Source organism: Ruegeria sp. HKCCD6604, assembly GCF_013110635.1.
Taxonomy (GTDB): domain Bacteria; phylum Pseudomonadota; class Alphaproteobacteria; order Rhodobacterales; family Rhodobacteraceae; genus Ruegeria.
The window spans coordinates 224,706-243,877 of record NZ_WVQW01000002.1 but is presented as its reverse complement, the minus strand read 5'-3'; the positions used below and the strand labels follow the sequence as shown (position 1 = coordinate 243,877).

At 58.7% G+C, this 19,172-nt stretch carries 19 protein-coding genes and 1 pseudogene; 14 read left to right on the top strand and 6 right to left on the bottom strand.

The window, feature by feature from the left end; genetic code table 11:
* The first annotated feature begins 19 nt into the window (after positions 1 to 19).
* From rbfA to rpsO, 6 genes are all read left to right on the top strand, one after another.
* Positions 20 to 415, top strand: coding sequence for a 30S ribosome-binding factor RbfA (gene rbfA, locus GS614_RS09230; protein WP_152459376.1), 396 nt, complete (start codon positions 20 to 22; stop codon positions 413 to 415).
* Positions 412 to 1,149: a phosphodiester glycosidase family protein gene (locus GS614_RS09225; RefSeq protein ID WP_171726080.1), complete on the top strand. Its 738-nt coding sequence runs from the start codon at positions 412 to 414 to the stop codon at positions 1,147 to 1,149. The genes rbfA and GS614_RS09225 overlap by 4 nt, the downstream gene beginning before the upstream one ends.
* 60 nt (positions 1,150 to 1,209) lie before the next feature.
* Positions 1,210 to 2,115 carry a tRNA pseudouridine(55) synthase TruB gene (gene truB / locus GS614_RS09220; protein ID WP_171726079.1) on the top strand — a complete coding sequence of 302 codons (906 nt, stop codon included), beginning with the start codon at positions 1,210 to 1,212 and terminating at the stop codon, positions 2,113 to 2,115.
* Between the two features lie 21 nt (positions 2,116 to 2,136).
* Positions 2,137 to 2,640, top strand: a complete 504-nt coding sequence (locus GS614_RS09215; RefSeq protein ID WP_170346689.1) for a DUF1643 domain-containing protein — start codon at positions 2,137 to 2,139, stop codon at positions 2,638 to 2,640.
* A 94-nt stretch (positions 2,641 to 2,734) separates the two neighbouring features.
* Positions 2,735 to 3,748, top strand: coding sequence for a calcium-binding protein (locus GS614_RS09210; protein WP_171330401.1), 1,014 nt, complete (start codon positions 2,735 to 2,737; stop codon positions 3,746 to 3,748).
* 143 nt (positions 3,749 to 3,891) lie between these two features.
* Positions 3,892 to 4,161: a 30S ribosomal protein S15 gene (gene rpsO / locus GS614_RS09205; RefSeq protein ID WP_152459381.1), complete on the top strand. Its 270-nt coding sequence runs from the start codon at positions 3,892 to 3,894 to the stop codon at positions 4,159 to 4,161.
* 163 nt (positions 4,162 to 4,324) lie between these two features.
* Here rpsO and GS614_RS09200 read toward each other — a convergent pair whose 3' ends face one another.
* Both GS614_RS09200 and GS614_RS09195 read right to left on the bottom strand, forming a co-directional pair.
* Entirely contained in the window at positions 4,325 to 5,077 is a 753-nt protein-coding gene (locus GS614_RS09200) for a class I SAM-dependent methyltransferase (RefSeq protein WP_171117175.1), read from the bottom strand.
* 344 nt (positions 5,078 to 5,421) lie between these two features.
* On the bottom strand, positions 5,422 to 7,023 hold the full coding sequence (locus tag GS614_RS09195; RefSeq protein ID WP_152459384.1) for a BCCT family transporter: 1,602 nt from the start codon (positions 7,021 to 7,023) through the stop codon (positions 5,422 to 5,424).
* Between the two features lie 482 nt (positions 7,024 to 7,505).
* Between GS614_RS09195 and pnp the strand changes: the two genes are divergently transcribed.
* Together pnp and GS614_RS22440 are read left to right on the top strand one after the other, a co-directional pair.
* Positions 7,506 to 9,656 carry a polyribonucleotide nucleotidyltransferase gene (gene pnp, locus GS614_RS09190; RefSeq protein WP_171206721.1) on the top strand — a complete coding sequence of 717 codons (2,151 nt, stop codon included), beginning with the start codon at positions 7,506 to 7,508 and terminating at the stop codon, positions 9,654 to 9,656.
* 175 nt (positions 9,657 to 9,831) lie between these two features.
* Positions 9,832 to 10,632 (top strand): annotated as a pseudogene (locus GS614_RS22440) (Hint domain-containing protein); the annotation flags it as partial.
* Positions 10,633 to 10,846: 214 nt separating this feature from the next.
* Here the strand turns inward: GS614_RS22440 and GS614_RS09180 are convergent.
* Positions 10,847 to 11,482 (bottom strand): DUF1326 domain-containing protein, encoded by a 636-nt coding sequence (locus GS614_RS09180; protein WP_171206719.1) that lies wholly within the window; start codon positions 11,480 to 11,482, stop codon positions 10,847 to 10,849.
* 235 nt (positions 11,483 to 11,717) lie between these two features.
* Here GS614_RS09180 and GS614_RS09175 point away from each other — a divergent pair, with 235 nt between their 5' ends.
* The 3 genes from GS614_RS09175 to GS614_RS09165 all read left to right on the top strand — a co-directional run bounded on the left by GS614_RS09175 (position 11,718) and on the right by GS614_RS09165 (position 13,343).
* Entirely contained in the window at positions 11,718 to 11,990 is a 273-nt protein-coding gene (locus GS614_RS09175; RefSeq protein ID WP_171172001.1) for a PepSY domain-containing protein, read from the top strand.
* Between the two features lie 23 nt (positions 11,991 to 12,013).
* Positions 12,014 to 12,514, top strand: coding sequence for a helix-turn-helix transcriptional regulator (locus GS614_RS09170; RefSeq protein ID WP_171117166.1), 501 nt, complete (start codon positions 12,014 to 12,016; stop codon positions 12,512 to 12,514).
* A gap of 139 nt (positions 12,515 to 12,653) precedes the next feature.
* Entirely contained in the window at positions 12,654 to 13,343 is a 690-nt protein-coding gene (locus tag GS614_RS09165; protein ID WP_171726077.1) for an outer membrane protein, read from the top strand.
* A gap of 227 nt (positions 13,344 to 13,570) precedes the next feature.
* Here GS614_RS09165 and GS614_RS09160 read toward each other — a convergent pair whose 3' ends face one another.
* Positions 13,571 to 14,221 (bottom strand): peroxiredoxin, encoded by a 651-nt coding sequence (locus tag GS614_RS09160; RefSeq protein WP_171726076.1) that lies wholly within the window; start codon positions 14,219 to 14,221, stop codon positions 13,571 to 13,573.
* 213 nt (positions 14,222 to 14,434) lie between these two features.
* On the opposite strand from GS614_RS09160, the gene GS614_RS09155 reads away from it, so the two are divergent.
* Positions 14,435 to 15,874, top strand: coding sequence for an aldehyde dehydrogenase family protein (locus GS614_RS09155; protein ID WP_171726075.1), 1,440 nt, complete (start codon positions 14,435 to 14,437; stop codon positions 15,872 to 15,874).
* 60 nt (positions 15,875 to 15,934) lie between these two features.
* Here the strand turns inward: GS614_RS09155 and GS614_RS09150 are convergent, their stop codons facing one another.
* Positions 15,935 to 16,372 carry a glyoxalase superfamily protein gene (locus tag GS614_RS09150; RefSeq protein WP_371809392.1) on the bottom strand — a complete coding sequence of 146 codons (438 nt, stop codon included), beginning with the start codon at positions 16,370 to 16,372 and terminating at the stop codon, positions 15,935 to 15,937.
* 174 nt (positions 16,373 to 16,546) lie between these two features.
* Positions 16,547 to 17,398, bottom strand: a complete 852-nt coding sequence (locus GS614_RS09145; protein ID WP_171726074.1) for a bifunctional helix-turn-helix domain-containing protein/methylated-DNA--[protein]-cysteine S-methyltransferase — start codon at positions 17,396 to 17,398, stop codon at positions 16,547 to 16,549.
* A 116-nt stretch (positions 17,399 to 17,514) separates the two neighbouring features.
* On the opposite strand from GS614_RS09145, the gene nth reads away from it, so the two are divergent.
* The gene (gene nth, locus GS614_RS09140) at positions 17,515 to 18,159 is read left to right on the top strand and encodes an endonuclease III (RefSeq protein ID WP_171726073.1); all 645 of its coding nucleotides are present in this window, start codon (positions 17,515 to 17,517) and stop codon (positions 18,157 to 18,159) included.
* Positions 18,156 to 19,145, top strand: coding sequence for an adenosine kinase (locus GS614_RS09135; RefSeq protein ID WP_171617009.1), 990 nt, complete (start codon positions 18,156 to 18,158; stop codon positions 19,143 to 19,145). Before nth ends, GS614_RS09135 begins: the two co-directional genes overlap by 4 nt.
* Positions 19,146 to 19,172: the final 27 nt, after the last annotated feature.

The window sequence follows — 19,172 nt, the reverse complement described above, 5'->3', positions numbered from 1 at the left end:
TGCGCTTAGATCGGGGACTATGGCAAAGAACAAATTCCACGATGGCCCCGGCCCGTCCCAACGACAGCTGCGCGTCGGCGAACTGATCCGCCGCACCCTGTCCGAGGTTCTAGCGCGCGGAGATGTCCACGACCCCGACCTGAACCGCATGTCGATCACCGTAGGTGAGGTGCGCACCTCGCCCGATCTGAAAATCGCCACCGCCTATGTGCTGCCGCTGGGCGGCAAAGGGCAGGAGGACGTGATCGATCTGCTCGCCCGCAACAAAAGTGAACTGCGGCGCATGGTTGGCAAAAAGGTCGGCCTGAAATTCTCGCCCGATCTTCGGTTCCGCCTTGATGACACGTTTGACCGCCTGGACGACACCCGCCGCATGTTCGAACAGGACGCGGTGCGCCGCGATCTGGACGAGTGATCCGAGCATTCGTCACATTGGGCGCGGTTGTCTGGGCCGCGCAAGCCTCTGCGGTCACTTGCGAAAAGCTGACCCATGACGACAAGCGCTATACCGTCTGCGAAGTCGACGCGGAAAACGAAGACCTGCGCCTGTTTCTCAACGACGAAAACGGGGATCTGCTGGGGCATTTCTCGTCGGTGAACGAGGCGCTGGCCCCCGGCGGCAAGCGTCTGGCCTTTGCAATGAACGCGGGCATGTACCACGATGACCGTTCGCCCGTCGGCCATTATGTCGAGAACGGCAAAGAGGTCATGCGGGTGATCTCCAACCCCGGCCCCGGCAATTTCGGCCTGCTGCCCAACGGCGTGTTCTGCATCCGCGCGGGCCGCGCTGACGTGTTCGAGACGCTGGATTTCATCGACCGGGCCCCCGACTGCCGGTTCGCCAGCCAATCCGGCCCGATGCTGGTGATCGATGGTGAATTGCACCCCCGGTTCCTGCCCGATTCGACCTCGCTCTATGTGCGCAACGGGGTGGGCACCAGCACCGATGGCACCCGTGCGGTGTTCGTGATTTCCGAAGATTACGTCACATTCCACGAATTCGGCCGTCTGTTCCGCGACGTGCTGGAAACTCCGAATGCGCTGTTCTTCGATGGCAATATCTCTCGCATGTATGACCGCGCGAACAATCGGTCCGATGTCGGGTTTTCGCTGGGGCCGATCGTGGGTGTGGTCGAAGACGCACCTTGAAATTGACAGGACGATGGCGATCCGCTAGGTCGCGCGCCTCAGCAAGATTGAAGGTGCTATATGGGACGCAAACGCAAGGGTCGCGACATTTCCGGCTGGCTGGTGGTGGACAAACCCGCGGGCATAACGTCGACCGCTGTGGTCAACAAGGTGCGCTGGGCGATGGATGCCAAAAAGGCGGGCCATGCGGGCACGCTTGACCCCGAAGCGACCGGCGTGCTGGCCGTGGCTCTGGGTGAGGCGACCAAAACCGTTCCCTACATCACGGATGCTCTGAAAGCCTACACCTTCACTGTCCGTCTGGGCCAGGCCACCAACACTGACGATGCCGAGGGCGAAGTAATTGCCGAAAGCGATGCCCGCCCGTCAGACGAAGACATCAAGCGGGCGTTGACCCCGTTTCTGGGCGACATCATGCAGGTTCCGCCCAAGTTTTCCGCCGTGAAAATCGACGGCCAGCGCGCCTATAAACTGGCCCGCGACGGCGAAGACGTGGAACTGACAGCCCGGCCTCTTTGGGTCGAGGAACTGATCCTTGTCGACCGCCCCGACCCGGATCATGTGGTGTTGGAGATGACCTGCGGCAAGGGCGGTTATGTCCGCTCGATCGCCCGCGATCTGGGTGAAGCGCTGGGATGCCACGGCCACGTCCGGGAACTGCGCCGGATCTGGTCCGGACCGTTCGAGGCCGAAGACGGGGTGAGCATCGAACAGATCGACGAAATGGCAAAGACAACGGCGCTGGACGACTATCTGCACCCGCTGGAAGCCGGCCTGTCCGACCTGCCAGAGCTTAAATGCACCCCCGAAGGCGCAACCCGCCTGCGCAATGGCAACCCGGGCATGGTGTTGGCCGCGGATGTTGAATACGGCGACGAGGCATGGGCCTCGCTGGATGGCAAGGCCGTGGCCGTGGGGGTTTACAAATCAGGCGAATTGCATCCCAGCCGGGTGTTCGCCGCCTGAACCACGTGTTAGGCGAAAGGCATGATCACCCGAACGCACACCAAGGGCGATGCGCCCTCGACCGCCATCTACTCCGACTGCGAGAAATACCGCTATAGCCTGACCCGCGTGTGGGACCCGGCAGGGCGCAAGGCGCTGTTTGTCATGTTGAACCCGTCTACCGCGACCGAAGTGCAGAACGACCCGACGGTTGAACGCTGCGAACGTCGAGCCCGGGCGCTGGGGTTCGGCGCGTTTCAGGTGACCAACATCTTTGCCTGGCGCGACACCGATCCGCGCAAGATGCGTGCCGCTGCCGATCCGGTAGGCCCGGAAAATGACGCCGCCATTCTTGAAGGTGTTCGGTGGGCCGATCAGGTCATCGCCGCCTGGGGCACCCATGGTGCGCATCTGGACCGGGGCCCGGCGGTGGAAACCCTGCTGCGCCGGACCGGCCAGCCGCTGTTCCATCTGGGCTTGACCAAAGACGGCCACCCCAAGCACCCGCTTTATATCGCCTACAGCCAACAGCCCGAGCAATGGTGATAAAGTATTAACCATTTCAATAACTTGACTTTGACCCGATTGCCAATTGCATGGGATGTTCACCCTCGGAGCATTCTGCGATCGGAGAGGTGTCATGTTTCTGGCCGGATTGATCGGACTCGCCGCCATCGGCGGTGCCGCATACGCGATGAGCGACATGCTGATCGAAGACGAGGACGTTTCAGAGGACGGGCCCAACGAGGCCCCGGAAACGGAACCCGACACCGGAGAGTTTCTTGAGATTGGCGAAAACGTCGAGGACCCGGTGAATCCCGACATCGAAACCCAGTCCACTGGCAACGTAATCTCTGAATTCGAAGGAGACCTCGTGATTGCCGGCAGCGATGGCCCTGACCAGATCACCGGGCAGGACGGTGTCGACCAGATCAACGGGTTTGGCGGCGATGATACCATCGACGGCGGCAAGGGCGATGACGTTCTGCACGGGGGCGAAGGTACGGACACGATTTCGGGCGGTCAGGGTGATGATGTTCTGCACGGAGAGGCGGATGACGACTTTCTGTTCGGCAATGAGGGGGACGACGCCCTGTTCGGCCATTTCGGGGACGACACCCTGGATGGCGGCGAAGGCGAAGACGAACTTTATGGCGGTCAAGGCGACGATACTCTGACGGGCGGGGCCGATGATGACGCGTTGCAGGGCGGGTTCGGAGACGATGCCCTGAACGGTGGCGCAGGTGAAGATACGGTCTTTGGCGGCGACGGCGATGACTTTGTCTTTGGCCTCGAAGAAGGCGCAGCCGAAAAAGACTTCCTGAATGGGGGCGCCGGTGACGACACCATTGTGGCAGGCGGCGGGGATGTGGTTAACGGTGGGCAGGGCGCCGATGACATCGTGCTGAGCCCGGGTGACGAAGACGTGACCGTCATGGGATTCCAACCCGGTGAGGACAAGTTGCTTGTCACCTGGGAGGATGAGGCTGACCCGGAGATCGAGGTAGAACCCGACGCTGAAAACGCCAACCTGACCCGGGTCATGATCAACGGTCAGGAAGTGGCGCAGGTATACGGGGCTCAAGGCATGACGGTGGCCGACATACAATTGATCACCGAAGCGCAACTGGCCCAGTACGGGCAGATGGTCTGAGCCCGCAAATTCCCTTTGCCATTTGGTGAAAATGCGCTTATACGCGCCCATCCGCATCGGAATCGGTGCGGTTTTCTCCATGGGCCTGTGCTGGACGACATCCCGGCCTGCGCCATCAACTCTAACCTTTGAAGGAGACCCCGATGTCGATCACTGCTGAAGAAAAAGCACGCGTCATGAAAGAATTCGCAACCAAAGAGGGCGACACCGGTTCGCCCGAAGTACAGGTTGCCATCCTGACCTCGCGCATCACCACTTTGACCGAGCACTTCAAGACCCACAAGAAAGACAACCACGGTCGTCGCGGTCTGCTGAAGATGGTTGCCCAGCGCCGCAAGCTGCTGGACTACCTGAAAGGCAAAGAAGAAGCACGTTACCAGGACCTGATCAAAAAGCTGGGCATCCGCCGCTAAGCGCTTTTTTGCAAATGACCTGAAACCGGGTTTTCCGGTTCAACGCCCGCCAACCGGCGGGCGTTTTCCGTTGGATCCGCCGCAAGCGATACATCCCCCTTAACTTGCCAGAGCAGCTGAGCATTCCGTGGCCGTCAGGGAATGTCCGTTGCGGCACTTGGTTCTAAGCTTTCTGCGTGTTTTCCCAGCGCGTGGCATAGTCACTTTGCGACACACTTGCACTTGTCTTGGTGCCGGCAACAGGTTTTCGAACCACATAATCCAGAAGAACAGGCAATCCCGGACCAAAAGTTCCCAGCGGTCGCGGACGTTTCTTTGTCTTGTTGGGATCCGTCATCTTCACCACGTCACGGGCGGCGTATGGCCTCAATGGCTGCCACACGCATTTCAGAGCCTCATAGTTCATGGCGTTGACCCAAAAGCCGTACACGATCTCTGGGCAAATCTGATAGAAGCCGTGATTGATCCAGTTGTTCGATGGCGAATGTGCGATAAACACACCCCCGGGCTTCAGCATCTTGTCGATGTTTCTGTAGGCCGTCGGCAAGTCGAACACGTGCTCGCATGTTCCACCGTCATAGATAACGTCAAACCGACCAACCAGATTTTCAGGCAAGTCCCCCGCGAGATCCTGAACGATGCTCGCACCTTCGAAATCCGAAAAATCCAGCGAATCCACTTCCAAGAACCCAAGTTTCCGAAAGAACGTTTCCGAATATCCATCATCCGGGTTGCAAAGGTCAGCTTCGGCCACTCCGGGCAAGTATTTCTGCAAGGTTTCCCTGAACAATGCGGCGGACGTAGACCGGCGCGCACCGATCCAATCCTGCCGCCCAAGCATCAGAAAGCTTCCTGAAAGGTCATTGGATTTGACATCTTCGATCAGGCGCGCAGCCAGGACATCAACAATTGACACTCATTCCTCCGAAGGGTGGTCCAAAGCGGTTTTCTTCGCGTGAACGTCCTATTCTGCGTATTCAATGTCAACGCAATAGCAACGTCCCGGAACATGCGGCAAAGCGGGCAAGTTTCCCGGGCAGCGTAAAGTTGGCAGCTTCCCTGCTTTGCTGACATCCTGCGCCCGGGTGTTCGGCATGCTGCATCAAGCGCAGAGCCCGACCTGTGCGGTTTTCTTCGCGCTGACGGGTGTAAAATTCCGGTCAAGACACCGCGTAGATCTCTTCACTTTATGCAGGCTCCACAAAACCGAAGACGCCCACCAATCGGCGGGCGTCTCGTTCATGGGAAAAATCTTCGGCTCTACATTTTCGCCTTTTCTGATTTCAACGCCAGCCACAGGCAGTAGCACATTATCAGAACCACCAGCGTAAAGGGGATGCCGGTTGAAACCGCCGCGCCCTGCAATGCGGAAAGACCGCCTCCCAACAGCAATGCGATGGCAACCAGGCCCTCCAAAGTGCACCAGAACACGCGCTGAACCACGGGTGCGTCCATCTTGCCGCCTGCGGTGATCGTGTCGATCACCAAAGATCCGGAATCAGACGAGGTGACGAAGAAGATCACGATCAGGACAAGGGCGATCGGGGCTACGATGCCGTACAGCGGCAGCTCCTTCAGGAAACCGAACAACGCTCCCTCAGGGGCGTAGCTGTCGATCACGGTCGCGCGCACTCCTTCTGCTCCGCCTGCGTTCAGCATGTCGATGGCTGCGCCACCGAAGGTCGACATCCACAGGGCACAGACGGCGGTTGGTGCCAGCAGCGCACAGATTACGAACTCGCGCACCGTACGGCCCTTTGAAATGCGGGCAATGAACATGCCAACAAACGGTGACCATGCAATCCACCATGCCCAGTAGAAGGTCGTCCAACCGTGGAAATAGCTGGTGTCTTCCCGTCCGAACGGGTTCGACAGCGCGGGCAGGTGCAGCACGTAATCAGTCATCACGTTAAAATACCGCGCGATGGCGGTGCCTATTCCTGTCACAGCGATGACGAAAAGGAACAGCCCCACGGCCATGATCATATTGATCTCACTCAGCCGTTTGACGCCCGCATCCATGCCCAGCAAAACCGAGCCCAGCGCGATCAACGTAATGCCAATGATCAGCAGAACCACGACGGTGGGGCTGGGTTCGATGCCGAAGACCTCGTAAAGGCCAGCGGCAACCTGCTGAGCACCCAGACCGAGCGATGTGGTCAATCCGAACAACGTGGCAAAAACCGCCAACGTGTCGATGATATGGCCCCACCAGCCCCAGACCCGTTCACCCAGAATTGGATAGAAGGCCGAACGCAAAGTCAGGGGCAGGTTCAGATTGTAGCTGAAAATCGCCAGGCTCAGGCCGACTGCGGCGTAAACCGCCCAGCCTTCCAGCCCCCAATGGTGAATGGTTCCAACAACGCCGATATACTCATTGCCCGGAACAGCGATATCGATACCCAGTGGGCGCGCATTCCCGTCTTCGGCAAAGTTGTAGTAGACCGGCTCCATCACACCGAAAAACAAAAGACCGATACCAATACCGGCGGCGAACATCATCGCAATCCATCCGGCGTAGGAATAATCAGGCTTGGCGTCCTTGCCGCCGATCCGCACACTGCCGACGGGCAGGATGATCAGAACGAGGCAAAACAGGGTGATTGCATCTACCGAAAGGACCAGAAACCAATCGAACGTGCTGGTCAGCCAAGGCCGGAGCCAGCCGAAAAACGTAGCTGCGGCCTCTTGGTTGGCCAATGCGATCAGAACGAACGCAAAGATCATGATACTCGAGATCAGAAAGACCGGGTTGTGAATGTCCAAGCCAAACGGCCGGACGTTATCCTGCCCCAGTTCATATTCCGTTTCGAAGTCGTAAATCCGGGGGTCCGGATCCAGCATCTTCTTTGTTTGTGCCATTCGATTGCCCTTCTGTTCGCTGTCTGCAAACGCCAAGGTATTCGGTCGGCGGACGGGAATGAGTTAGTTAACCCCCTTGGCGCGCTTCCGTCATTTCGACCGCAGGCATAGTGATAAGAGCTTATACTGCCTTCATATTTTTACAAAATGCATTCGATTGCGGATATGTTAGCGCTACATGCTGTTCCGGGTTCCCGTAACCCCGGACCTGAAGAACCAACAGCGACTTGATAAGTTGATCGTTGTTCGGGCTTGAATCTTTTGCGCCCGGTGGCAGCACAAGCCAGTCCCGGCATGAAACGGCCATCCGATGCAGTTTCGCTTTCCTTCCAACGCATTCTCATGTATGCGCGCGGTATCTGAGACGTTGTGCCCTGACCCCGGCACTCGAATGGAAGATAAATTGGGGTCGGCGGCAATGGGGCCGCCACGCAAAACGGGAGACCCGCAGGGGCGGGAGTGCTCCCATCTAGGATACGCATATGTTTGATGTAACGAAGAAATCGATGCAGTGGGGCGAGGAAACGCTTACACTGGAAACCGGCAAGGTTGCCCGTCAGGCTGACGGCAGCGTGATTGCCACCCTGGGCGAAACCAGCGTCATGGCCAACGTGACCTTCGCCAAGGAACAGAAGCCCGGTCAGGACTTTTTCCCGCTGACCGTGCATTACCAAGAGAAATACTATGCCGCCGGCAAGGTTCCGGGTGGCTTCTTCAAGCGCGAAGCGCGCCCGACCGAGAAAGAGACGCTGACCGCGCGTCTGATCGACCGTCCGATCCGTCCGTTGTTCGTTGACGGCTTCAAAAACGAAGTCCTGGTGATGTGTACCGTGCTGAGCCACGATCTGGTCAACGATCCCGACATCGTTGCGATGATTGCTGCTTCGGCTGCTCTGACCATCTCGGGCGCACCGTTCATGGGCCCGATCGCGGGCTGCCGCGTGGGATACACCGACGGTGAATATGTCCTGAACCCGACCGTGGACGACATGCAGGACCTGCGCCTGAACCCCGAACAGCGTCTGGACCTGGTTGTGGCCGGCACCAAAGACGCCGTGATGATGGTGGAATCGGAAGCGTACGAACTGTCCGAAGCGGAAATGCTGGGTGCGGTGAACTTTGCGCATGAGCAGATCCAACCGGTCATCGACCTGATCATCTCGCTGGCGGAAGAAGCCGCGAAAGAGCCGTTTGACTTCCAGGCGCCGGATTACTCCGAGCTTTATGCCGCCGTTAAGGCCGCCGGTGAAGAGCAAATGCGCGCCGCCTTCGCGATCACCGACAAGCAAGAGCGCACCGCCGCCGTTGCCGCCGCCCGCGAAGCGATCAAAGAGGCGCTGACCGAAGAGCAGCTAGAAGACGGCAACCTCGGTTCCGCGATGAAAAAGCTGGAAGCCGGCATTCTGCGTGGCGACGTCGTCAGGGGCGGCAAACGGATCGACGGTCGTTCGACCACCGATGTCCGCTCGATCGTTGCGGAAACCTCGATTCTGCCCCGGACCCACGGTTCTGCCCTGTTCACCCGTGGTGAAACACAGGCGCTGGCTGTAACCACGCTGGGCACCGGTGACGATGAGCAGTTCATCGACGCGCTGCATGGCAACTTCAAATCGAACTTCCTGCTGCACTACAACTTCCCTCCGTATTCGGTGGGTGAAGTGGGCCGCGTGGGTTCGCCCGGCCGTCGTGAAATCGGTCACGGCAAGCTGGCATGGCGCGCGCTGCAGGCTGTTCTGCCTGCACCGACCGACTTCCCCTACACCATCCGCGTGGTGTCGGAGATCACTGAATCCAATGGCTCGTCCTCGATGGCGTCGGTCTGCGGCGGTTCGCTGTCGATGATGGATGCAGGTGTTCCGCTGAAAGCGCCAGTTGCCGGTGTGGCCATGGGTCTGATCCTGGAAGATGACGGTGAGTACGCTGTTCTGACCGACATCCTGGGTGACGAAGACCACCTGGGCGACATGGACTTCAAGGTTGCGGGCACCGAAAACGGCATCACCTCGCTCCAGATGGATATCAAGGTTGCCGGTATCACGCCGCAGATCATGGAAACCGCCCTGGCACAGGCCAAGGAAGGCCGGATGCACATTCTGGGCGAGATGGGCAAAGCCCTGTCCGAGACCAACGATTTCTCGGTCCACGCCCCGCGCATCGAGACCATGAACATCCCGACCGACAAGATCCGCGAAGTGATCGGCTCGGGCGGTAAGGTCATCCGCGAGATCGTCGAGGTTTCGGGTGCCAAGGTCGACATCAACGACGACGGTGTCATCAAGATCGCCTCGCCCGATGGTGAATCGATCCAGAAGGCCTATGACATGATCTATTCGATCGTGGCCGAGCCGGAAGAAGGTCAGATCTACACCGGTAAAGTGGTCAAGATCGTCGACTTCGGTGCCTTCGTGAACTTCTTTGGCAAGCGCGACGGTCTGGTCCACGTGTCCCAGATCGAAAACCGCCGCCTGAACCATCCGTCGGATGTTCTGAAAGAAGGTCAGGAAGTCAAAGTCAAACTTCTGGGCTTTGACGATCGCGGTAAGGTGCGCCTGTCGATGAAAGTCGTCGATCAGGAGACCGGCGAAGAGATCGTTCCGGAAAAGAAAGAAAAGAAAGAGGAAAACGCAGAGTAATCTGCCCCTCTGACCCACAGCGGAAGGCCCCGGTTTCATCCGGGGCCTTTTTGTTTGCGCGGCAGCAGGACGGTTAACTGCGCCGCAACTTTGGTAAATCAATTATTAACACTTATTGCGTGTATTAGCTCAACCTTAAGGGGGATATTGCCGTTTTCAAGGAAGCTGTTCGACCGTGGCATCGATTACTGTTTATGAAATCAGCGCAGACCCGTTCAGCAACCGCATTGTTGATATTACTGCTGCGTATTCGGTCGACGTCACGGATAATGACGCTCTGCTGCAAGATCCCGACCCGGATGGCAGCTCGCAACTTGACCTCGGGTCTCTTCCCGGCTTTTCCGGCTCGACCCAGAATTTCAGTACTTTCGAAAACTACACAGGAACGGTCGATGGCGCGCCGGTCACGTTCATCCTGATCCAGTTTTCAAACCCGCGTTACATCATAGTCACTTCGGGTCAGGCCGAACTGAATGACACGATTTCAGATACCAGTTTTGCCGGCACCGCGCCGCCATCCGCGTATGACACTTTGCCTTCTTTCGTGTGTTTCACCTCAGGATCTCTGATCCAGACACCAACTGGGCTGCGCCGGGTCGAGGCGCTGGAGCCCGGCGACCCGGTCATCACCGCCGGCGGCCATGCCCGCCCGGTCCGCTGGATCGGCAAGCGCCGGTTGTCCGCGGCTGAGTTGCGGCGAAACACGCACCTGTCCCCTGTACGGATCAAGGCGGGCTGTTTCGGGTCGAACAGCCCAAGCCGCGATCTCGTCATTTCCCCACAGCACCGGATTGCCGTGACCTCGACCATGATGGAGCTTATGCATTGCGAAGCGGCGATGCTGGCCCACGCAAAGGGGCTGATCAATGGGCATACCATCGTTCAGGAAACGCCCGCACATGGGGTGGAGTACATTCATATCCTCTTTGATCAGCATGAGTTGGTGAATGTCGAAGGAATCTGGTCCGAGTCCTTTTACCCCGGCGACACCAGCCTTGGGGCAATGGCACCCGCCACCCGAAGCGAGCTGTTCGAACTGTTCCCGGAACTTGCCAATGGTGAAGGCAGTTACGGTTCGACCGCATTGCCGGTCCTCAAACCTTTCGAAGTCCGGGTGCTGTCGGCGGATCTGGCGGTTCCGGGCTGGAAAGTCCGCCCCAATGAATCCGCGAAAGCCGCCTGACCGCAGGTCAGTGCGCGACACCACCGGGGCCATGTTTCAACAGGTGCCACTGGCCGTAGCTGTCTTTCAGATCCAGTTTGATCGCCGCATCGGCTCGGGTCGAGGCGCTGCCGATCTCGGCAATGGTGAATTCGATCCCACCGGGAATATCGATACGTACACGGTGTTCGCCGCCACCATGCGGGGCCTGAATCGGGCGCCCGGTCGACTTTAGAACGTCGCCAACAGTAACACTGGCCGTTCGTCCTTCGATATCCATCTCAAGCTCGATCGGCAGGTACAGCGTGTCGTGCACCGTCTCACACATGGCCCGGAACACGTACCAATGGGTTGCCATCTCTTCGGTTTCTTCGCCGTGAAAGACTTTTTCCAACGCATCGCGCTGCGCCGGTGAGGCCGCGGGGTCGACGATCACCTGCATTTCGCCGCCACCTTCGAATATTGGCCCGGGCCATGCATAGATCAACGCAGCCTTGGTTCCACTCAGATCCGTTTCGCCAAAATATCCGGAGGATATTTCAAGCACCTCGAAGCCGCGGCAATCGCCATGCGTCGGCAATTCCTCGAACTGGCAGGGGCAGGCATAGCCGCAGTTGCAGTTTCCGAAGCTTTCTCCCTCGACGTACCAATCTGTAAAAGCCATGGTTTTCTCCTGTTCAGGACAGTCAGAAAGCCCGACATCGTTGGTCACATGCCCGTATGTTTCCGCAAAACAAACTATCACAACTTGATTGCAATCTGAACCTGACGCGCGCAAACGGCCGCAAATGGCATAAACCTTGGTTCCATTCGCCCTGTTTCAACCAAAAACCAATCGCAGGTGTCCGCTGCCATCCCCAGTTCGACCGCATCGCCACAACGAAAAAAGGAGATGCGATATGGAAACCTTGAAACTGCTGACACTGACGGGATTGATCGCAACCGCACCGGTTCTTGCTTTGGCCAATGTCGGACTGGGCGACAAACTGGGCACAAGCGAAGCCGATATCCGCACGGCGCTTGAAGCCCAGGGGTACCAGATCGAAGAGATCGAATTCGAAGGTGGGAAGATCGAGGTTGAACTCACCAAGGATGGCGTGGAAACTGAACTGGTTCTGTCTGACACGGACGGGGTGGTGACAGCCATCGAGCTCGAAGAGGACGACGACTGAACCTGCAACGTCCAAGGGGCCGCATGAAAGTACCTCAAACGTCTTTGCTCTGGCTCCTTCTGGTGGTGCAGGCCCTCTGCGCCGCCTTTTTCATGACGGATGCGGTGCTGGATTGGACAGGCGGCGACGGCGCAGGGTTTCGTCACCTTCATTCGTTCGAACTGTTTCTGTCGCTGGCGCTTGTCGGCGGCCTGAGCGCCACGATCGCCCTGATCCGTTCCCAGTCCAGACGGGTGCGCGACATGCAACGGCAACTGCAAGTGGCGCAAGGGGCTTTTGCGCAGGTCATCGAAACCCAGTTCAGCGAGTGGCAGCTCAGTGATGCTGAGCGTGACGTCGCCATGCTGACGATCAAGGGTCTTTCCATCGCGGAAATCGCCGGAATGCGACAGACGAAAGAAGGGACGATCAAGGCCCAAAGCGCTGCGGTCTATCGAAAGGCGGGCGTTTCCAGCAGGGTGCAGTTGCTCAGTTTTTTTGTCGACGAACTCCTGTCAGAACCGTTGATCAGGGATGTGCCCTGAAACAGTGGCAGAACCTCATGTCTATTCACTCACACATTCCTAAAAACCTGTGAAACGAAGTGAAGGCCCGGCGCCTTTCTTTTTGGGCAAGCCTCGTCCACATCCATGGCATGCGGACTTTGGAACACTGGAGATGGTTATGTTCACGCGCCTCATTCTCGCCTCTTCGGCTCTGGCGATCAGCGCAACGGCGCTTGCCGCGCAGAGCCTGGGCGACGGCACCTATATTCACGGCTTCATCGGCTACAGCCAGCTACAGGACAGCGATTTCACCGGGACGATCGGTGGCGCGACGCAATCGGTCGATACCGAATTCGACGCAGGTTTCGGACTGGGCCTCGCGATAGGCACGGAAATCCCGCAATGGTCCAACGACATCATCGGAACGCGGATCGAGCTGGAACTGTCTTATCGCGACAGTGACGTGGATGGTGTGAACTTTACCGGCAATGGTCCGGGGCCCGAGGGCAATATCTCGGGCGACGTCACGCAAACCTCGTTATTTGCCAATCTGCTGTTCGATTTCAAACAGGCCGGCGCGCTGACACCGTTTGCCGGGTTTGGTGTGGGGGCCACCTATTCGGATCTGGATTTTTCTTACGGGCCGGGTGTGGCGCTGGACGACTCCGACACCACCTTGGCCGCCCAGCTGATCGCCGGTGTGGCATATGACATCAACGCGTCGACAGCGTTCACCGTTGATGCCCGTTACGCCCGTGCCTTTGATGTTTCGTCGCAGCGCCTGGCCCCCAACGGAGCTTTGACCGGCAACGTAGAGGACGATCTGGATACTTTCAGCATCAATTTCGGACTTCGCCATAATTTCTGATTGCTTCGGGTGTCAGGTTTCTCTTCGGTTTCCTGCCCCTCTTTGCCTTCGCGCCTCAGGCGCGGGGGCACCCGGAAAACCCCGAAAATACAGCACGGGTAGGACATTTCGGTGGTCGCCCGAACTGCAACAACCGCCTGCTTCATCTGGCGAAAAAATATCCTCGGGGGGAATCGTGCCAGCGGGCACGATGGGGGGCAGACAGCCCCCCTGACCCGGCAACCGGCTTACGACGGCGCTTTGGTCTTGCGCAGATAGGGGAAGATCGTTTCGAACTCGCCAAACTTGGCCTTGGCGTCTTCGTTCGACACGGTTGGCGGGATGATCACGTCTTCACCCGGCACCCAGTTGGCAGGTGTCGCAACGCCCTTGGCCGACATCTGCAAACCGTCAAGCGCACGCAGAATTTCGGCAAAGTTCCGGCCCACGGTCATCGGGTAGGTCATCGACAGCTTCAGCTGCTTGTCCGGGCCGATGATAAAGACGGAACGCACCGTGGCACTGTCAGCCGGTGTACGGCCGTCGGGCAGATATGCTTCGGCAGGCAGCATGTCGAAAGCCTTGGACACAGCCAGACCGTCATCGGCGATGATCGGAAAGCCGGGTTTGGCCTTGCCATATTCCTCGATGTCCTTCTTCCACTTTTTGTGGTCTTCGATACCATCGACCGATACGCCGATCACCTTGGTGTTGCGCGCGGCCCATTCGTCATTCAACTGCGCAACGGCCGAAAACTCGGTGGTGCAAACAGGTGTAAAATCCTTTGGGTGCGAGAACAGAATGGCCCAGCTATCGCCAATCCAGTCGTGAAACTGAATGGTGCCCTGATCCGTTTCTGCCGTGAAATTCGGAACGGTGTCGTTGATACGCAAACCCATGGGGCATCTCCTTCTCTGTGAAAAACCTGAATCGGTTGTTTGGAACCTAATCACTTTGTGTGCAGGTTAAACCGTCCATCGCGCCTGGCGATACGGATTTCGTGGGCATTGCCCAAAAATAATTTGATCAAATTCACTATTGCTCAGCCTGTGCATGGGTGACAGAGTGGCCCCGAACAGCCGGTTTCAGGCAGACCTTCAGGAGGGCTCAGGATGATCGAAAAGCGGGATTTCTATATTAATGGTCAGTGGGTGGCCCCATCGCAGCCCAATGACTTCGAGGTCATCAACCCCTCGACCGAGGACCCCTGCGCCGTGATCTCGCTTGGCGCCGAAGCCGACACGAATGCGGCCGTTGCCGCGGCCAAGGCCGCCCTGCCGGGCTGGATGGCCACGCCAGTGGAAACCCGCATCGCGCTGGTGGAAAAACTGGTCGAACTCTATGCAACCAGGGCAGAGGATCTGGCGCAGGCGATGTCGCTGGAAATGGGCGCCCCGATCGATCTGGCGCGCTCGGCGCAGGCGGGCGCCGGCATCTATCACCTGAAGAACTTCATCCGCGCCGCCAGGTCGTTTGAATTTGAGCGCCCGCTGGGGGATCATGCGCCGAATGATCGCATCATTTACGAGGCGGTTGGCGTTGCCGCTTTGATCACGCCGTGGAACTGGCCGATGAACCAGATCACGCTCAAGGTTGGGGCTGCTGCGATTGCGGGCTGCACGATGGTGCTGAAACCGTCGGAACAAAGCCCGCTGAACGCGATGATCTTTGCCGAGATGATGGACGAGGCAGGCTTCCCGCCCGGTGTGTTCAATCTGGTCAACGGCGACGGCGCGGGGGTTGGTTCGCAACTTTCGGGCCATCCGGATGTGGACATGGTCAGCTTCACCGGCTCGACCCGCGCAGGCACCGCGATTTCCAAAAATGCGGCTGATACCCTCAAGAAAGTACATCTTGAGCTTGGAGGCAAAGGGGCCAACGTCATCTTTGAGGACGCGGACGAAAAAGCGGTCAAGCGTGGGGTGCTGCACATGATGCAAAACACCGGCCAGAGCTGCAACGCCCCCAGCCGGATGCTGGTGCAACGCCCGATCTATGACAAGGCTGTGGAAACCGCGGCCGAGGTTGCAAACATGGTCAAGGTTGGCCCTGCCTTAGAGGAAGGCCGCCATATCGGACCGGTGGTGAATGAAGTTCAGTGGTCCAAGATTCAGGACCTGATCCAGAAAGGCATCGATGAAGGGGCGCGGCTGGTCGCAGGCGGCACAGGACGGCCAGAGGGGCTGAACAAGGGCTACTATGTCCGCCCCACGGTCTTTGCCGATGCAAACAACCAGATGACCATCGCCCGCGAAGAAATCTTTGGCCCGGTTCTGACCATGATCCCCTTCGACACCGAAGAAGAGGCTGTCGAAATCGCCAATGATACACCCTATGGCCTGACCAACTATGTTCAGACGCAGGACGGCGCGCGTGCCAATCGCATGGCGCGGGCGCTGCGGTCGGGCATGGTCGAAATGAACGGACAATCGCGCAGCGCGGGCTCACCGTTCGGCGGCATGAAGCAATCCGGCAACGGGCGTGAAGGCGGCGTCTTTGGGCTTGAGGACTTCCTCGAGATCAAAGCTGTCGGTGGTTGGGCGGCAGAGTAACTATACCTGCTAAGCAGACAGATCGGGCGGGGCAACGCGGTTGGCCCCGCCCACAACCCCCTATAGGGGCCGTACCACAAGCTGGGGTACGCCATCGGACGTGCGGCGCCGGGATTGACCGTCCCACCCAATCTCGCCGGTGACGCGCTGTCGAAATGCAGAAAAGCTGTCAAAGCGCACCACATCTACCGGCGCATCGAAATGCAGGGTCACTCGGCGACGCGCGCCATCGCCAAGAATGGTCATACCGCGAATTTCGGCCGTGAACGCCTGACCCAGATAGCGCCCTTCGACCCGATCACCCACGCGCAGATGCATCCGGTTTCCGGCAATTGCGTGCAAGGTGTTCCAGTCTCGAACGCCATGCTGATGGGCCAGCAGTTCCAACGCCGCACTGTGCGACAGCGAAACGCCCTTCGTTTTCAATTCTTCCCGCAGGCGTTTCGCCTGCGCTTTCAGCTCTTCAACCGGAGCAACGGTTCGGGATCGTGTCATCATGTGCCTCGTTTCCTTGAACGGGCGCGAAGTCAGGACGGGGCTCGCATTTCCATCCGCGCGCCGGGAAAGGGCAACAGATGCTTTTCAAACCGGGTTTCACCAAAGCCAATGGCCGCGAACGGCAGGGGACCCGAACCTGAGGTGCCTTTTGGCAGCGGCCGGGCCGTATGTCAATCAGGCGTCTGCCTGCGCCGCCTCATAGGCCAGCATGGCACGCTTGACAGGCAAGCCCCAGTGATAGCCCCCCAGACCCCCTGATTTGCGCAATGCCCGATGGCAGGGGATCAACCAACTGACCGGGTTGCGGCCAACTGCCGTTCCCACGGCGCGAACGGCTTGCGGCGAGCCGACTCGCTGGGCGATCTCGGAATAGGTCGTGACCTGCCCGGTCGGGATATGCATCAGCGCTTCCCACACCTTGATTTGCAAAGGTGATCCGATCAGGAAAACCGGTGTTGGCTCCAACCGGTCGCTGGCAGCGCCAAAAGCACTCAGCGCCCAAGGACGCAAGCGCATCGGATCTTCGACGAACGTCGCCTTGGGCCAGCGCGAGATCATATCTTCCATCGCGGCCTCTTCGCCGGTCTCGGCCCCAAAGGCCATGCCACAGATGCCCTTGTCGGTACCCATGACCAGCGCGGGGCCAAAGGGGCATTCGAACCACCCCCAATAGATCGTCAGACCTTCGCCCTTGCGGGCATATTCGCCGGGGCTCATGGATTCCCACTTCAGGAACAGATCATGCAGACGTCCGCTGCCGGACAGGCCCACATTGTGTGCAGTTTCCAGTGTTGTGAACCGTTCGCGCAGCAATGCCTTCGCATGGCCCAGTGTCAGGTATTGTTGGTACCGTTTTGGCGACACTCCGGTCCAACGCGAGAACAGGCGCTGGAAATGGGCCGGGCTCATATCCATCTGGCGTGCCAGCTCATCAAGGCTCAGGCCCTCGCCGCCCTGATCAATCAACTCGATTGCGCGGCGCATGACGTTGTAATGGTATCCGCTTTCCGGGGTCTGGACGTTCATGGTTCCACCTCATCTTCTGACAAAACCATAGCGCGCAGGCCACGCTGCCGCGACCCGGAACTTGCGCATTGGCTTTGGGCTTGTGTCAGAGCCCGGTGGACGGCATTAAGACCCGGATGGCAAAGCAACTCGACTATCATACGATCCGCGAGATTTTCACGCGCTTTCAGGAGGCCGACCCGGAACCCAAGGGCGAGCTGGAGCATGTGAACGTCTATACTCTGGTCGTCGCCGTGGCCCTTTCGGCGCAAGCCACGGATGCGGGCGTCAACAAGGCGACGCGCGACCTGTTCAAGATCGCCGACACGCCGCAAAAGATGCTGGATCTGGGCGAGGAAGGCCTGATCGAGCACATAAAAACCATTGGCTTGTTCCGCCAGAAGGCCAAGAACGTCATCAAGCTCAGCCGTATCCTGGTTGACGAATATGGCGGCGAGGTTCCCAATTCCCGGGCTGCCCTGCAATCCCTTCCGGGTGTGGGCCGCAAGACGGCCAACGTGGTTCTGAACATGTGGTGGCGACAACCGGCGCAGGCGGTGGACACCCATATCTTTCGCGTCGGCAACCGCACCGGCATTTGCCCGGGCAAGGATGTGGACACGGTCGAACGCGCCATCGAAGACAATATTCCTGCTGACTTTCAACTCCATGCGCATCACTGGCTGATCCTGCATGGCCGGTACCACTGCAAGGCGCGCAAGCCGCAATGCCCGACCTGCATCATCCGTGATCTCTGCCAATTCGAGGACAAAACCCTATGAAGACTTATCAACTGACCGGCATCGGAAATGCCGTTGTGGACGTGATTTCCCAGGCCGATGACAGCTTTCTGGAGCTGATGGGCATCGAAAAAGGCATCATGCAGTTGATCGAACAGGAACGCGGCGAGGTGCTGTACGCCTCGATGGAAAGCCGAGTTCAAACGCCGGGCGGCTCAGTAGCTAATACCATTGCGGGCGCAGGCGCGCTTGGGCTGGATGCAGCGTTTATCGGCCGGGTACACGATGACGCTCTGGGCCGGTTCTATGCAGATGCGATGAACGAAGATGGCGTCGACTTCGTGAACCCGCCTGTTCCGGGTGGCGAATTGCCCACGTCACGCTCGATGATCTTTGTCTCGCCTGATGGCGAGCGGTCGATGAACACCTATCTGGGCATTTCCTCGGAACTGTCGTCTCAGGACGTTCCGGATGAGGTCGCAGGAAACAGCCAGATCATGTTCCTCGAGGGGTATCTGTTCGACAAGGAAAAAGGCAAGGCGGCATTCCTTGAGGCCGCACGTGCCTGTCACAAGGGTGGCGGCAAGGCCGGGATCGCCATTTCCGACCCGTTCTGTGTGGAACGGCATCGTGTGGATTTCCTGCTGCTGATTGAAAACGAGCTGGATTTCGTGATCGGCAACGAGGCCGAGATCAAATCCCTGTTCGAGACCGACGACCTGGAAGAGGCGCTGCGGCGTACGTCGGCGATCTGCCCGCTGGTGGTCTGCACCCGTTCGGGTGACGGGGTGACGGTTATGAACGGCGATGCTCGCATTGACGTACCGGTCGAGAAGGTCGTCCCCGTTGACGCAACAGGTGCCGGCGACCAGTTTGCCGCCGGGTTCCTGTTCGGCATGGCGACGGGACGCGATTACGAGACCTGCGCCCGCATCGGCAATGCCTGCGCCCGCGAGGTCATCAGCCATATCGGCCCCCGCCCCGAGGCGAACATGCTGGAGCTGCTGAGGGAAGAAGGGTTGGTTTGAGGACGCGGGTTTCCCGCGCCTTTCTTC